Genomic DNA, 13,977 nt, shown 5'->3' with positions numbered 1-13,977 from the left:
ATTTTCATCGTTAAACACCATATATGCTTTGTGAGCCTTACATTCTAGTATACAGGGCAAACATGTGAACATTATTTAGCATTTGATAGAGATAATCCTCGCTCCAGCCACAATCTTTTCTTTTATTCTTAATGCCCAATTTGATCGTTGCATCCTGCTTGAGAATATTCAGGGCAATCGGCCTTGCAATGGCAAGATCCTCGACAGCATAATCTTTTCTGGCGCAGGATTGATCCTCTGAAAAAGCCATATCCAATCCAACCAGTAAAAAGATTCTGGAGCTCTTCAGCACGAACTCTTCAGCACCAAGGGGGAATACCCAGAATGGGTGTACATATTTGCTGCCTGTCTCTACAAGCACAAAGACAACTTCACCCTATGTTGTGCTGGATAGCCCCCTATCCACAAGCAGCTTATAAAATTTAACGACTAATGGCTAACGCTGGTCTACCATTGTTTTCTGCAGGATGCGTATCAGAAGATCTTTTTAATAACTTCGTTATTGTGCATCATCGTTTTCAGGTTCCAGACTATGATAATCCGATTCCTTGCGTTAAGAATATCGTCTCCATTTCTGACGATTCCTTTTTTTGCCTTTGTCGTGTTGCCTTTTTCTTCGTTTAGTGGAGCTGATTATATAGAGTCTATTCCTGACAGCCTGAACGGGGAAAAATACCTGGAGACATTTAACACCAGAATACAGAAAATGGGTAACATCTCTCTATGGAGATTCTCCGATAAGAAAGAGATACGTGAGATAAGGAAGCATTCACCAGATGGTAGTCCTGTAAAAGTAAGCAATGCCTGTAAATACTCAGATGAAAAGTTGTCTGACCTGAAGGCTATCCAGGAGTTTCTAACGGCTCATGATATTAAAGCCCTGCCTCACCCGACTTTTCTTAACAGGGTCATTCATGGTATTTCTCCGGGAAACCACGGTTTTGTCCTCTTTGTAGGCGAAGACGATTATAGAAAACTGCTTGATATGAATGAATTACCAGATTTGAGCATATCCATAAAGCGCTATCCAGGTATAGGCGTTTACCTTTCAAAAAAAGAGACTCCCTGCCAGAGCCGTTGTATTGTCAGGCTCGCATTAAACCTGCAAAAACATCGTGATGCTACAGATCTTCAGGCCAAAAGAATTAAAGCTGGTCAAACAGATTCTGCAACACTTAATAGCTACTTCACAGCAGTAACGACTCCAATACCTGATCCTATCGAGGTAATGGAGGATGCTGTAACCCTTGCCTTAAGTGGCGACTACCTGCCCGAACCTGTGCAGCAAAAAGGATGCTTACTCATCCCTGTTCAAAGAAATGAGCAGGATACGTCAAAATACAGGGTATCAGCCTATTTCTTACAAGACCTGTATAGTGGGCTGCTTATTGATGAAGAGCTATTTGATACTGCTTACCAAAATCATAGTGTTGGTAATATAAGTATTTCCGCGCCGAGTGCTGCTGCCTGTCACTCTTATCTTAAACTGCACAATAAGGAGTACCATTCCCATGTACTTGCATTTGAGTTTACAGACAAATTAACGAGTAACCTTTACCCTGTAGATACTGTTACAGGAGCGCCTGTAGTCAGCGCGTTTCCTGAGAATGGAGCGGTAGTTCCACTCTTTTCAGGTAGAAAATATGAGAGTGACGCCTGTTCACAACAACCAATACAAGACCAAGAAAGTTTCAGGAAAGGTGGAGATGAAGGGTTATTCAAACCATTAAGTTCTTTGAGTAGAAATAAGCCATAGAACCAGCAGCATTCCTCATCCTTATGCCTTTCTAAAGACTGCCCCAGACGCAGAGGTTGTAGTATGTTAAAGTATTCAACTAATGGTATTTGCATAACTTATTCTGACTCATTCATTACACCAGAAATTCTTATATCCTCCCATGGAGGAGCTCTTAACACGACCTTCATGGTTCCGAAACTCTTGGAAATATGGTTCTTTTGCCCCCATGGCAGCGCACTAATAGATATTAACCCAGTCAACTTCTCAAGCCTTAATGTACAGCCCACAGATATTTATGAGGGTGGATCAACTTGTCCTAATTACAACCTATCGTACTTTCCTGACGCAGACACAGTGATTGAAGCCGCAGCCACTGCATTTGAAACATTTATCAGTATCTCAAAGCTCAAAACGCCATTTCAGGAATTCCGCCCCTGCGCCCTGTGCCAAATAGAAAAACCACAAAACTCATGGTACGAAACTTTTTTTGGAGCAACAGTGAAAACACTTTCAGAAATAGTTTTTCTGATTGAACATATTAACAATAACAAGATGCTACCAGGCTTTGATTATGATTTTAGTAAGGTTATATGTGCTTTTTGCCGCTCAACCGGGGCAGGATCACCACATCACGACCCCAGGCAAAACAAGAGCGGTCAGATACTGCGTCATGGAGAAGTGTTCATCTGATTTATACACCAGAAACTATGTACGGGACAAAACACCAAGCATATCCAGCTCAACTCGTTTTTGGATGCCTGTCTTGGGCAGAGCAGGGTTGTAATAAGAGTAATCAAAAGCGCTTTTCTAGCTACGGGCCCAATGAGATAACCGAAAGCCCCGTCTATTAGGAGCGGCATCGTCACAACTACGGCCGTAAGTGCGAACAGAGCATCGAGCTGGGCGCGGGTCACCCAGCTGTTTTCCCCATCCACCAGCACAATCGGACGGCCATAGGATTTGGCCTGCTCTGACACCATTAGCGCACCGGTCAGGGTGTGTTCGCTTTCCTGGGCGACGGGTGACCAGTCGAACTCGTTGAGCCACAGGAAGTTGTCTGAAAGAATGAGTGTGTCCAATTGCAACAGGTGGCTCGGCCCCCGCCATCGTCCTCGTCGGTGACCCTTTGGGATTCAAGCAGCTTGATATTTTCCTGAGTAATTGCCATACCTTCTATCCCTTTTTAACAGTAAGTGTGGTGAGGCGATGCGCTAATGAAAAGAGTTGGTTCACAGGACGCATTTTCCTATGCATTATTTTTCCTCAGCCTGTTGGTGGTTCTTTTGATGCAGGCCGGGCTTGCGAGAGCCGATTGGAGGGACGCGCCAAGTTGGGAAGGTCAGCCTTCTTTCGAGAAAGCATTTGATGAACACCAGTTCCTGGCCGCCTGTCGACAGGGGCGTGTTGATATTGTGGGATACTGGTTGGCTCAGGAGGGTTTTAACCCCAGTGAGGAGTTTGTCAGCGGCGCAAGCAAGGAAAAGAGATCAGGTCTGTATATAGCGGCTAGCTGGGGTCATTCTGGGGTCGTTAAAATTCTTGCTGATGCCGGGGCTGATCTGCATCAGGCCTATGACGACGGGGTAACGCCTCTGTTTAAAGCCAGTCAGCATGGCCATGCTGATGTCGTTCGCATACTTGTTGATGCCGATGGGGTTGATGTGAATCAAACCTGGAACGGAGCCACACCTCTGTTCCAGGCCAGTCAGAATGGCCGTGCTGATGTCGTTCGTATACTTGTTAAGGCCGGGGCTGATCTGAATCAAACCTGGAACGGAGCCACACCTCTGTTCCAGGCCAGTCAGAATGGCCATGCTGATGTCGTTCGCATACTTGTTAAGGCCGGGGCTGATCTGAATCAAGCCTGGCATGGTGTAACGCCTCTGTTTAAAGCCAGTCAGAATGGCTATGTCGATATTGTTCCCACTCTTGTTAATGCGGGGGCTGATCCAACAATGACATGGCGTTATTATAAAATTTTTACCAAAAGCCCTCTACGTGCGGCCAGGCAGGGCCAGCCCCTATGGAGAAGGCAGGATCCTGAACGATATGATAATTACCAATCAGTAATCAACGCTTTGAAGCCAGCAGTAAAACATTGGAAAGAGAAGGAAAAAAAACTGAGGCAGGAACAGTGTGACAATACATCGTGCTTTGACTCCGTCGTTGCAGGTATATCCAAATTCGAGCATCTCATAACATCGTCAATGAGGTCTCTTTCACTGGCCAGTAAGCATCGCTCATACGGAGAACTTAAGGATTTCCAAATATGGAACGACCGGCCCAGAACCAGAGGTTCATCCCATTCGACCAAACTGTGAATGTTAAAAGGTAAAAAAGGACATCCATTGATTTGCTGACTGAAGTGTTCCGGAGCCAGACTGTTCATACCCGTCTGCCGGAGGGAGGTCCCCCTTGACGCTGGTAGCTGCCAGGGCGACCAGCAGCGCCAGTGTTTTTAGCCGGTGCGAGACCAGGCTGGCTGTTCCGGTTTTTATCATCATGGTCTGACTCCTTCCTGCTATCGCCTGAAAATACTCTGGTCTTCAGACTTTTGTGCTTCCTGCAGGTAGAGCCGATAGACAGGACTATGTTCCCTGAGTGAGGGGCAATTGTTAGCCTGGCTTTCGCAGCTACCCGGGGTAAACGCCGACTAACAGCCTGGTTTGCCACCGTGACAATAATTGAACGGATTTTCGGCAACATCCTCTGATGTGTTACCGCATTTCGCATTTGATAGTACACAGAGGGATCATCACTGTGCTGCATCACTACAAACAAGGCCATGTCATTTCCAGGCTTTTCCTCAGGGCAGCGCTGATGGCAATTGCCTGTTTACTTTACGTCTCGACGCCGACCCTGGCTTTGGAAGAGCGTATTTTGAATGGAGACCCTGTTGCGCAGGGCGAACTCCCGTACCTTGTCCGCATCGGAGACACAAAGTGGCGACAAAAGTCCAGAGTGACCCCCACCCGCTGCAGCGGCACGCTGGTCCGGGAGCGCTGGGTTCTAACCGCGGCTCATTGTGTTGAAAATTTTGAGCGTACTGACCTGACGGTATCTGTCTGGGGCATTGATGGCAGCCGTGAACCATTTCGAACGGTTCAGGCAATATACCGGCATCCCGAGAGCAGCGTCACTGTGCTTGCTCATCCCCCATACTATCAGGATCACAATACTGTCGGGAGTGATGATATCGCCTGGCTTCTTCTTGACCAGCCTGTTCCCAACCCTCCCCTGGCCAACTTACAGCTTTTCCCCGCACCCGGTACCGGGGCGACCGAAGGCAGTCAACTGACGTTCGCAGGCTGGGGGGTGACGGGGGGAGATTTATTCTCACCGTCTTTTCCCGACACCCCCTTCAAGGTGGCTGTCCCGGCGGCAACACACCTTTTTACAGAAGAGGCGTTGAAGGCAATGATATTTGTGGATCGCCAGCGGGGGGGAAGCTCGTTTGGTGACTCCGGCGGCCCCATTCTGGTTCCCTTGCCTTCCGGGGAGGGGCTTGTACAGGTTGGCATCACGCAGGGTGTTTTTACTGTCTGGCAAAGCCTGGGCAGGGGTGACATCGTGGGTATCGGCCCGCGCCTGGCTCCCCATGGCAGTCAGGCGATCAGTTTGATCGGCTGGAGTGACGAGACCCCCTGGCAGTGGCGGCCAATGTCCAGTGGTCAGCCACTGCGCACAGGCGCCTGGTTCCCTGATGGCAGCTTCACGAGCGCTTCACTGCTCTGCCGGGATGAAGAAAAGACTGCGGGCGAGCTCAGGCAGGATGCCGCTGGCGAATGGCATTGCCTGACGTACAGGGGCGAAGAGTCTTTGGTTCAGGACAGGTTTGAGGTGTTGACAGGAACGCTGTTTGGAGATTATTCCTGGTATTACCCTGTACAGGATTTGGCTAACGGTGTCTTTACGACTGTATCCCACCCTGAAACCGGGAGCAGTGGCAGTGGGGCCCAGTCTGACAGGGCACCTGTGTCTGAGTATCAGGCATTTTGCCGTGTCTCGGAAGGACAAACAAAAAGAATCGGGCGGTTGTTTGGCCAGGGATGCCTGATCAACACTGGTCTTGTGGCAGGAGCGCCAGTTGTTTCAGCGGACTATGAAGTTCTTTTGCCTCAACGTGGGTTGGCAAACCTTGGTCTGCCCATTTACCCCACTCCGACACAGGCTACACCCACACCTGCAGAGACAACGGTCACAAGCCCAGGAGGAGACAGCCGTTTTGTGACCCCCACTCCTACCCCGGAAAGCAACGGCGCTGAACAGACTCAGCGAGGGCCTGGCTGGGTCTTTTACCTGATGGCGACAGTCGGGTCGCTCTGGATGGCAGCCCCTTGAGAACTGAAAGAGGGGCACAAAAAGCCCTTCAGGACAGGCCAGGCGGTGCGCCAGGCCTGTCCGCTTAAAAACGCCTCTTAAGCCCAGCCTCAGGCCTCTTGAAAAAGACCCCACTTCGTATCCCTGCCAGCCTTCTTTAGCCATATAACAACCCCGCCATTGATCCGCGTTGCGCAATGCGCTACGATTTTCATCATGATCAAATCATTCAAGCACAAAGGGCTGAAACAGTTCTTTGAAACAGGCAAAAAATCTGGCATTCAAGCCAAGCACGCCAAAAAGCTGAGAATGCAGCTTGCTGCTATTGATACCGCCCAGGTGCTGGATGATATTGACCTCCCGGGCTTTTCCTTACACCCGTTGAAAGGGAATCGCTCAGGTATATGGTCAATCTCTGTGAGTGGTAACTGGCGTGTTACCTTCGAATTTCGGGATGGCCATGCGTACATCCTTAACTATGAGGATTATCACTAATGCCCATGCACAATCCACCGCACCCTGGCGAGTTCATTGAGTCTGTTTATATGCAGCCCTACGAGATCAGCTGTCGGTATCTTGCAGAACAGCTTGGTGTAGCTGCTTCGACCCTGAACCGTGTTATAAAAGGAAAGAGTGCCGTCTCCCCCGAGATGGCTTTAAGACTTTCAAAAGTTCTGGGGCGTACGCCTGAGAGCTGGCTCAGCATGCAGGACAATTATGAAATCTGGCAGGCCAGGAAGCGGGTTAACCTTTCCAAGCTTCAGCCCCTGCAATTCCTCTCGGCCTGATAACGTTATATTTTCTCAGAATCCGCCAACAAGGGCTCTTGGAGAGACGTAAACAGCTTATTGGGCTAATACACATCCACATTATCTTCCAGCCAGCCGCCATAATGGCGATTAATCATCTCAATACCCGTATGGCCCATCTGGTTTGCCAGCCACCATATATTCTCATTATTTTTGATCAGCATATGGGCATAGGTATGGCGGGTCTGGTAAGGGTTTCTGTAGCGAACACCGGAACGCTTGAAATCCCGAAGCCAGCCAATCTTGCGCAGCTGGTTATCCCCCTGCTCAAGATCATGGAGCGTCGGGGCCAGAATGCTCGGGCTGGATGCCCCGGCAAAGCATGCACAGACTAACCCTTCAGGTGAGCACCAGGCTCCAACCGGCGTCGTGCTGATGCCAGCGGATATGACCAAATAAGAGAGGCTGAAGAATTATGGTCGTCTGCAAAACCACTGACAAAGCTGTCAGCTGTGCAAGTCACAGAACACATCAGGTTGTCTAATGGGTATTTGGTCGGACAACAGAATTAAGGGAGGCTCTGACATCATGGTATCTGCACCGAGTCGTGCTCATCCTGCACAAAGTGTTGTGCAACCGGTTCCTGCCCTGCAGAAAAGCCGTAAGCGGACAAAGATGGCTTCGGGTCGTTCGTGCTCGACGGTTGTCTGTGGCGAATGTGGCAAGCAGTTTTCTCGAATGGGCAACATGAAAAGACACCTGCTCACCCACACTGGTGTGAAACACTATGCCTGTATTGTTGAAGGGTGTGGCAAGCGGTTTTCTCAAATGAGCAGCATGAGAACACACCTGCTCCTCCACACAGGTGAGGGTCCCCATGCCTGTACTTTTGAAGGGTGTGGTAAGCGGTTTTCTCAAATGAACTACATGAAAAGGCACCTGCTCACCCACACAGGTGAGAAACCCCATGCCTGTACTTTTGAAGGGTGTGGCAAGCGGTTTTCTCAAAGGAGCAGCATGAAAACACACCTGCTCACCCACACAGGTGAGAAACCCCATGCCTGTAATTATGAAGGGTGTGTCAAGCGGTTTTCTCAAAGGGGCAGCATGAAAAGACACCTGCTCACCCACACAGGTGAGAAACCCCATGCCTGTACTTTTGAAGGGTGTGTCAAGCGGTTTTCTCGAATGAGCCGCATGAGAAAACACCTGCGCACCCACACGGTTGAGAAATCCAAAGCCCAACAGCAACCGGGGGAAGACATGTCTACAGAGCAGGTAGCGAAAATTCTGATCGCCCTTAGCACCCAGGCAAAACAATAGCCCTGCGTAAAGGAAGCCCGGAGCCAGCCAATTTTCCGCAACTGATTATCTCCAGGCAATGCTGGCCACTGTGCGGGTTATGATTCAGGGATAAGACATATGAAAAGCAGGCCGGTCAGGATAGGGCCGCCTTGTTCACACCTTTCCTGAAGAAAAAAGGCCATGCCTGAATCAGTTCTTATCGTCTCTTGTGTCGTTTTCTTTTATGTTTCTGGGAAGGAGGGGCCGTTGTAACGGCGTCTTTTCCTCCTGAAACTTTTTTCTCGTCTTTATCTTTCCCGGACGTACTGTAAAGGGTTATAAATTCACCGGATCTTTGTACTTTCTCAGACGGCAGCTGGCTCCTCGGGAGCCGTAAACAACTTATTTGGGCTGGCACACATCCACATTGTCCTCCAGCCAGCCGATTTTGCGCAACGGGTTATCCCCAAAGCAATGTTGGCCACTCTGCGGATTATGAAAGACAAACCCACTTTCCAGAAAGGTGTGCGTTTGCTGTGCCTGTAGCCCTTCAGGAGCCGGATCAAGAAACAGCCCCCCCTGACACATATGTCAGACATTTTAACGGAAAGGAAACTCCACAGAGCCATCCATTGTCCTTAGGGGTAATAGCCTGATTTTTTATGATGTCACAGGAGTTACCCTTTTAATGAAAAAGACAACAATTGCCCTGGGCATGGCCGCCGCGTTTCTTATGGAAACAGCCTCTGCGACCGACCCTGCGAACATTACCCTGACGCCAAGAAGCTACTGCAGCAATATTGGCAACCTGAATTTTAAATGTACCACGATATCAACTAATGGTTTTCTCCAATGGGTATTGCCTGACAATCGGGTTCACATATTTGATGAGAACTCCCAAATCAGCGCCACCAGCAGTATCGCGACAAATGATATTGTTTCATTTGCAAGCCTTGATCAGAAGCTACCTTCTGGCGATTTGGTAACGTATATATCAAACCTTAGAACCACACCAATACAAGACAGTGTAACCTGCGGAGATGGTTTCCTCACACAAACCGCCACCCTGCTGACCACAGCTTCATTAGGGGCAAAGCCGGCGGTTTCCCTGAATTATACGGTGGACGGGGAAGAGAATGGCGTTCAGAGGGTAAACGTCGCATTCGATTACCCTGAAGGCGTGAATATACCGCCGGAAACACTCCCGTTTACGGGCCTTTCCCTGCGGAGCTACACCGTCACCGGCTATGGCGCTCATAATAAAAAGCTGTTTTCTTTTTCCGGAGATATTGATTCACAGGCTTTCAACCAGACATTGATTGCCAACCAGACGCTGCCAGACATGATTGCCATGAACTATGACGAACAGAACCGGTGCGCAGCGCTCACCGGTGATGCAGAAGTGGCGCGTTATAACTACTGCTTTCAGCGCTCGGAAAGCGGTTATCAGCTCGTTCCTGACAATATGACAGCGGGAGGCAGCTGCGTTTTTCCAACAGCAACACCAACAGAAATATCAACAGCAACAGCATCAACAACAACCCCGTCTCCTGCAATATCCGGCTGCCCGGACAGTGATTGCGACGACAGATTTGGCGCGGGCTTTGGTGCCGGTTTGGGTACTGGAATAACCGTCAGCACAGCTGCTCTTACCGTGGGAGGCGTTATCGCTACCGTGTATTTGACCAGGTATCTGCGTAATCGCACTGGCGGCGGTGCAATAAACACAATAGAAATGCCTGCTCAATAAAGATAATGCTTTGGGGTGGAATGGAACTACACATCGGCCCTGACGAAAGCATGGGAAAACCAAGGAAGGTCCGAACAAATCAGTCAATTTCCCGGACTGCATAGAGCTTGCCCGACTCATGATGTTCGGACATGCATGACATAGAGAAAATAATCCAGCCAGTCATGCTGACTGTGATAAACAGCAATATAGACAAGCTCTGCGGCAAGAGGTGTCCCATGGAAACCACCATAAACCCAAAACAGAACGTGCTTACACCAAAGCCCAGGCACCCGGAGCCGGCCCCCATGGAGAGTGCATCTCCTGCCCCTCTCCCTATGACCTCCAGCGATAGGAAAACTGATCATTCCAGACAGGCGGGCAGAGTCAGTATAACCAGCTATTCAGTCACACCAGCAGGAGCAGGAGAGCGGCATTCTCTGCTCTACCCCTTACCCCAAAAAAGGTTATACCCTCCCCATAATCTGGTTGATACCATAGGAAAAGACCGCTCGCACACGCCCCTGTTTGAAGACAAGGACATTCTGACCGTGATGTGTCAGCCCCGGTATGGCCATACCTTTCCAGAGGTAGGAAAGCTGTTTGAATATATAAAATCGGCGCAGCATGATGCGCCAGCATCATATGAATATGCGCTCTATCATGATGACTCTTCAAGCCCTGCTACATTGCACTGGTTTGGTGTCTTTCAGAGTAAACACGTGTATCAGCAGCCGGCAACCCGTGCCTGTCTTGCAGCATGTGCCGGCATGTTAATGCTGGATCACGGTGTTGCCCTGGATGCCACAACCCCCTACGGTTCAGACTGCAACCTTGACTCTAACGTAAATTGTGTAGACCGATTTCAGACCATGGGGCTTCGGGCCAATATAGAACATGTCTCTGCCGCCTCAGTTGATGAGTGCATATCTGTACTACAGGGGCACCTGAAAAAGTGGGGTGCGCTGATCTTGACGTTACAGGCACAAAACCATGGCATTCACGCTGTTGTGCTGGATGAAATCAATGAAAAGAGCGCTATTTTAAGAGAACCATATCATGGCTGGATGATTGAGGTGACCCGGGAGGCTTTGTTTGAAATGCTCCCGACAAGGGGGTCGTTTATTTATGTTCATGGCCAGGTAAAGCCACCGACTCTCGCCCCGCTGTAACTTCGTTCAACACCGAACAGATCCATACTCCATACCACGGGAGAAATGGGGTCAGGTACGAATGTGATAATAGATGTGCCCCCTTGTCGATTCCAGATATGGATGATGTAAGAATATGGAAGTTTTTCGTAAACAAATATCAAAGAAAATTTAAAGGCAGTAGTAATATCGTTGCTGGTAATATCTCCCTTATCATTTTCGAGTAGAAAAAGGGCTCAGGTTCATTTAAATGAAGAGAAATGGAGAGAAATGGGGTCGGGTTCATTTAATTGTGGAAACTGACATCCCGCAGTCTTCACGAACGCGGCACTGCATTGGGCAAAGCCAGCCCGGATACGACGGTTTATTACGATCGCCTGGGGCGTGAATTACGGCGTGCAACAACAAACCTGAGTGGCGCAACCATTTATGTGGATACCGGCTATGATGCACTTGGCCGAACTGTCCGGATCACGGAGCCTTATACTGCAGGCACATCTAATCCACCTAAGACCACCTTTGAACACGATGCCCTGGGCCGTGAACGGCTTCGTACTGGGCCTGATAGCCACAGGGTTGTTACAGGCTATACCCGACGTAATACCGGTGGCCGGATAATAACCCGTACCCATACCCTTGTCGGGGCAGATAGCAGCGTCAGCACACAGGTTCACACCCGGGAAAATAATGCTGGATTCAAGCAATAAGTGTAATCGACTGCCCTGGGAGTAGCGCTGTTGGCGAAACAGCCCAACAGGCAGCTTTACCGGTTTATTCAGGCCAATACTACAAAACTCATTAACCAACTACTGTCTTGTTGATTTAGTCTCTGCACCGAAAAAGTACGCCTGAAATCTAATAGCAACAGGTACTGATCGCAATAACACAATCAGGCAACTGATTAATAAGAGGTAGAGGTGAACCAAGTCCACCTGATAATAATGAATTTTATGGAATTGCCCCCTCGAAGCGAATCTCTGTCCGCTTCTCTCAAATGCAGCCTTTTTGCCACAGCACTTTTTACAACAACATCCTTTGCTGAAATTCGTGATCCTGACAATGAGCCCATTCAGCCTCTTACAGAGGTTACCGGCATAAACAAAGCCAAGGCAGCACTGGGTAAACAGCTGTTTAATGAGCCCCTGTTGTCTGCCACCAACGATATCTCATGTGCTTCCTGCCATGACTTAAGCAAAGGTGGAGACGATGGCCGCAGGGTTTCCACCGGCATTAACCAACAGCGGGGAACCCGTAATTCACCCACAGTATTTAATGCCTTCTATAACTTCCGCCAACATTGGGACGGAGTAGAGAAAACCCTTGCCAGCCAGGCTGCCAGAGCTCTCTCAAACCCCACAGGAATGGGAATAAACCTTGAAGACATCGGCAGCAAGCTTTCCGGTAAAGCTGAATATCAGCAATCGTTTCAAACACTGTATAACGGTGTGATCGACCAGCACTCTGTCACCGATGCCATTGCCGAGTTCCAGAAAACCCTGATAACTGTCGATGCCCCCTTCGACCTTTACCTTCTGGGAGATAACGAAGCTCTGACAGATAACCAAAAAAAAGGTTACCAGCTATTCAAGTCCTATGGCTGCGCCAGCTGCCACCAGGGTAAAAATGTCGGTGGCAATATGTTCCAGAAATTCGGCGTGCTGAAAGATATCAACCTTCGCGACGGCGGCAGTGATGACCTCGGCCGCTACAACATCACCCGCAATGAGTGGGACAAATTTGTTTTCAAGGTACCCAGCCTGAGAATGGTCACTCAGACGGCTCCTTACTTTCACGATGGCTCAGTATCAACACTTCAGGAAGCCGTCAACCTCATGATTGAGTTCCAGCTTGGACGCCCGGTACCGGATAAGGATCGTGATGCCATCATTGATTTTCTGGGAACCTTAGCCGGCACCAACAGGGAGATGACGCCGTAATGAATATCAAAACCCTATTCACTTTGATTGTGATGGTTGCCAGTATCCCCATTTTCCTGCAGCAGTTTGGTGAACGGACGAGCAGCTATGAAGAGCTGAGCACTCTGCAGACCCTTGATGAGCTCAATGCCCAGATCAGCTCACGGCTGCTGAGAGCCTACAGCGGATTGGATAAAAACTATGATGCCCTGACAACCTTGATGAACGAAATCGAGGCTGAGCTTAGACAGCTGAATCAGTTGAATCCTGGCGCTGAATTCCTGGAACGATACAATGAAGCCCATGAAGTGCATAGCAGCCTGATTGAAAGCTTCAAGTCCCATAACTCTGTATTGCGTAACTCCAAACACTACGCACCCACAGCTGTGGATGAATTGCTCCAGAACCGATATATCCTTTCAGATCAGTTAGTGTCCCTGCTGACTGATCTAAAAGTCAGCCTGCTGCAATACGGCAGCAGCGGTAAGCAGAGCGACAGGATTATCCTCAGGATCAATCTGAAAGACCTGCAGGATGCCAATACTCAGGGGCAGTTGCCTGAACAGCTTGAAGAGCAGTTCTCCCGTGTTATTCGCCATACAGAAATCATTATCAGGGAGCAGCTTGTTGTGCAGCGCTATCTGCACAAAGCTGTTAATGCCAACACTGAGAGCGTTATCAATGGTGCGATTGATTCATCCCGCCGTGCAATTTATAGCGAAGAAAGTGCCGCATCAACAAACCGCACTTTCCTTATCATCTACCTGACCCTGGTGCTGCTCTGTCTGAGCTGGCACGTATCAGCCCGCAACCACACCAAAAGAAACTTTGCATCCACCTGATAAGGAACCGGGGAGATACGTTCTGAACGCATCTCCCCGGCTCCTTATCAGCCTCAAGGCCTTCCTGTTATTCGATCGACATCTCTCTCCTATCAGCAGTTCTTCTCTATCAAAAGCTATCCGGCACTGCGTGCCACTTCACCCTCCGCACCATCATCCACATGGGCGGTTTCCACACCATGGTAACGGGGACATCCGGCCGCACCTTTTTCAATAACTCAGCAGTTGCTCTGTAAAGAACAAGACAA

At 49.2% G+C, this 13,977-nt stretch carries 16 protein-coding genes; 12 read left to right on the top strand and 4 right to left on the bottom strand.

What is annotated here, in order from left to right; translation table 11 throughout:
• Positions 1-37 precede the first annotated feature (37 nt).
• Positions 38-361: a transposase gene (locus ACY2RQ_RS04045; RefSeq protein ID WP_490111673.1), complete on the bottom strand. Its 324-nt coding sequence runs from the start codon at positions 359-361 to the stop codon at positions 38-40.
• Positions 362-532: 171 nt separating this feature from the next.
• Between ACY2RQ_RS04045 and ACY2RQ_RS04040 the strand changes: the two genes are divergently transcribed.
• Positions 533-1,756: a hypothetical protein gene (locus tag ACY2RQ_RS04040; protein ID WP_490111672.1), complete on the top strand. Its 1,224-nt coding sequence runs from the start codon at positions 533-535 to the stop codon at positions 1,754-1,756.
• Positions 1,757-1,819: 63 nt separating this feature from the next.
• The gene (locus ACY2RQ_RS04035) at positions 1,820-2,428 is read left to right on the top strand and encodes a putative adhesin (RefSeq protein WP_490111671.1); all 609 of its coding nucleotides are present in this window, start codon (positions 1,820-1,822) and stop codon (positions 2,426-2,428) included.
• On the opposite strand, the gene ACY2RQ_RS04030 is transcribed toward ACY2RQ_RS04035, so the two are convergent.
• Positions 2,407-2,823 carry a hypothetical protein gene (locus ACY2RQ_RS04030; protein WP_490111670.1) on the bottom strand — a complete coding sequence of 139 codons (417 nt, stop codon included), beginning with the start codon at positions 2,821-2,823 and terminating at the stop codon, positions 2,407-2,409. The genes ACY2RQ_RS04035 and ACY2RQ_RS04030 overlap by 22 nt on opposite strands.
• A gap of 129 nt (positions 2,824-2,952) precedes the next feature.
• Here ACY2RQ_RS04030 and ACY2RQ_RS04025 point away from each other — a divergent pair, with 129 nt between their 5' ends.
• On the top strand, positions 2,953-4,059 hold the full coding sequence (locus ACY2RQ_RS04025) for an ankyrin repeat domain-containing protein (RefSeq protein WP_490111669.1): 1,107 nt from the start codon (positions 2,953-2,955) through the stop codon (positions 4,057-4,059).
• A gap of 3 nt (positions 4,060-4,062) precedes the next feature.
• Here the strand turns inward: ACY2RQ_RS04025 and ACY2RQ_RS04020 are convergent, their stop codons facing one another.
• Entirely contained in the window at positions 4,063-4,242 is a 180-nt protein-coding gene (locus tag ACY2RQ_RS04020; RefSeq protein WP_490111668.1) for a hypothetical protein, read from the bottom strand.
• Positions 4,243-4,558: 316 nt separating this feature from the next.
• Between ACY2RQ_RS04020 and ACY2RQ_RS04015 the strand changes: the two genes are divergently transcribed.
• From ACY2RQ_RS04015 to ACY2RQ_RS04005, 3 genes are all read left to right on the top strand, one after another.
• Positions 4,559-6,079, top strand: coding sequence for a S1 family peptidase (locus ACY2RQ_RS04015; RefSeq protein WP_490111667.1), 1,521 nt, complete (start codon positions 4,559-4,561; stop codon positions 6,077-6,079).
• 195 nt (positions 6,080-6,274) lie between these two features.
• Positions 6,275-6,553, top strand: coding sequence for a type II toxin-antitoxin system RelE/ParE family toxin (locus ACY2RQ_RS04010; protein WP_490111666.1), 279 nt, complete (start codon positions 6,275-6,277; stop codon positions 6,551-6,553).
• A complete protein-coding gene (locus ACY2RQ_RS04005) occupies positions 6,553-6,846 on the top strand; it encodes a HigA family addiction module antitoxin (protein WP_490111665.1) in 294 nt (97 codons plus the stop codon). Before ACY2RQ_RS04010 ends, ACY2RQ_RS04005 begins: the two co-directional genes overlap by 1 nt.
• Before the next feature lie 65 nt (positions 6,847-6,911).
• Here the strand turns inward: ACY2RQ_RS04005 and ACY2RQ_RS04000 are convergent, their stop codons facing one another.
• On the bottom strand, positions 6,912-7,262 hold the full coding sequence (locus ACY2RQ_RS04000) for a site-specific integrase (RefSeq protein WP_490111664.1): 351 nt from the start codon (positions 7,260-7,262) through the stop codon (positions 6,912-6,914).
• Between the two features lie 133 nt (positions 7,263-7,395).
• Here ACY2RQ_RS04000 and ACY2RQ_RS03995 point away from each other — a divergent pair, with 133 nt between their 5' ends.
• From ACY2RQ_RS03995 to ACY2RQ_RS03970, 6 genes are all read left to right on the top strand, one after another.
• Complete coding sequence (locus ACY2RQ_RS03995; RefSeq protein WP_490111663.1) at positions 7,396-8,130, top strand: C2H2-type zinc finger protein; 735 nt, start codon at positions 7,396-7,398, stop codon at positions 8,128-8,130.
• Between the two features lie 649 nt (positions 8,131-8,779).
• Positions 8,780-9,841, top strand: a complete 1,062-nt coding sequence (locus ACY2RQ_RS03990) for a hypothetical protein (protein WP_490111662.1) — start codon at positions 8,780-8,782, stop codon at positions 9,839-9,841.
• 218 nt (positions 9,842-10,059) lie between these two features.
• The gene (locus ACY2RQ_RS03985) at positions 10,060-10,992 is read left to right on the top strand and encodes a hypothetical protein (protein ID WP_490111661.1); all 933 of its coding nucleotides are present in this window, start codon (positions 10,060-10,062) and stop codon (positions 10,990-10,992) included.
• Between the two features lie 269 nt (positions 10,993-11,261).
• Complete coding sequence (locus ACY2RQ_RS03980; protein ID WP_490111660.1) at positions 11,262-11,678, top strand: hypothetical protein; 417 nt, start codon at positions 11,262-11,264, stop codon at positions 11,676-11,678.
• 210 nt (positions 11,679-11,888) lie between these two features.
• On the top strand, positions 11,889-12,908 hold the full coding sequence (locus ACY2RQ_RS03975; RefSeq protein WP_490111659.1) for a cytochrome-c peroxidase: 1,020 nt from the start codon (positions 11,889-11,891) through the stop codon (positions 12,906-12,908).
• The gene (locus ACY2RQ_RS03970; RefSeq protein ID WP_490111658.1) at positions 12,908-13,729 is read left to right on the top strand and encodes a DAHL domain-containing protein; all 822 of its coding nucleotides are present in this window, start codon (positions 12,908-12,910) and stop codon (positions 13,727-13,729) included. The genes ACY2RQ_RS03975 and ACY2RQ_RS03970 overlap by 1 nt, the downstream gene beginning before the upstream one ends.
• Positions 13,730-13,977: the final 248 nt, after the last annotated feature.

The sequence above is a fragment of the Parendozoicomonas sp. 209JJ7-1 genome (genome assembly GCF_058147085.1).
The sequence above is the reverse complement of the archived record's forward strand: the minus strand, read 5'-3'. Positions and strand labels throughout refer to the sequence as shown.

What these genes read in the sequence shown, in the direction of transcription:
- ACY2RQ_RS04040 (WP_490111672.1), top strand. Translation starts at nt 533, where the DNA reads ATGATAATCCGATTCCTTGCGTTAAGAATATCGTCTCCATTTCTGACG.
- ACY2RQ_RS04035 (WP_490111671.1), top strand. Translation starts at nt 1,820, where the DNA reads ATGTTAAAGTATTCAACTAATGGTATTTGCATAACTTATTCTGACTCA.
- ACY2RQ_RS04025 (WP_490111669.1), top strand. Translation starts at nt 2,953, where the DNA reads ATGAAAAGAGTTGGTTCACAGGACGCATTTTCCTATGCATTATTTTTC.
- ACY2RQ_RS04020 (WP_490111668.1), bottom strand. Translation starts at nt 4,242, where the DNA reads ATGATGATAAAAACCGGAACAGCCAGCCTGGTCTCGCACCGGCTAAAA.
- ACY2RQ_RS04015 (WP_490111667.1), top strand. Translation starts at nt 4,559, where the DNA reads ATGGCAATTGCCTGTTTACTTTACGTCTCGACGCCGACCCTGGCTTTG.
- ACY2RQ_RS04010 (WP_490111666.1), top strand. Translation starts at nt 6,275, where the DNA reads ATGATCAAATCATTCAAGCACAAAGGGCTGAAACAGTTCTTTGAAACA.
- ACY2RQ_RS04005 (WP_490111665.1), top strand. Translation starts at nt 6,553, where the DNA reads ATGCCCATGCACAATCCACCGCACCCTGGCGAGTTCATTGAGTCTGTT.
- ACY2RQ_RS03995 (WP_490111663.1), top strand. Translation starts at nt 7,396, where the DNA reads ATGGTATCTGCACCGAGTCGTGCTCATCCTGCACAAAGTGTTGTGCAA.
- ACY2RQ_RS03990 (WP_490111662.1), top strand. Translation starts at nt 8,780, where the DNA reads ATGAAAAAGACAACAATTGCCCTGGGCATGGCCGCCGCGTTTCTTATG.
- ACY2RQ_RS03985 (WP_490111661.1), top strand. Translation starts at nt 10,060, where the DNA reads ATGGAAACCACCATAAACCCAAAACAGAACGTGCTTACACCAAAGCCC.
- ACY2RQ_RS03970 (WP_490111658.1), top strand. Translation starts at nt 12,908, where the DNA reads ATGAATATCAAAACCCTATTCACTTTGATTGTGATGGTTGCCAGTATC.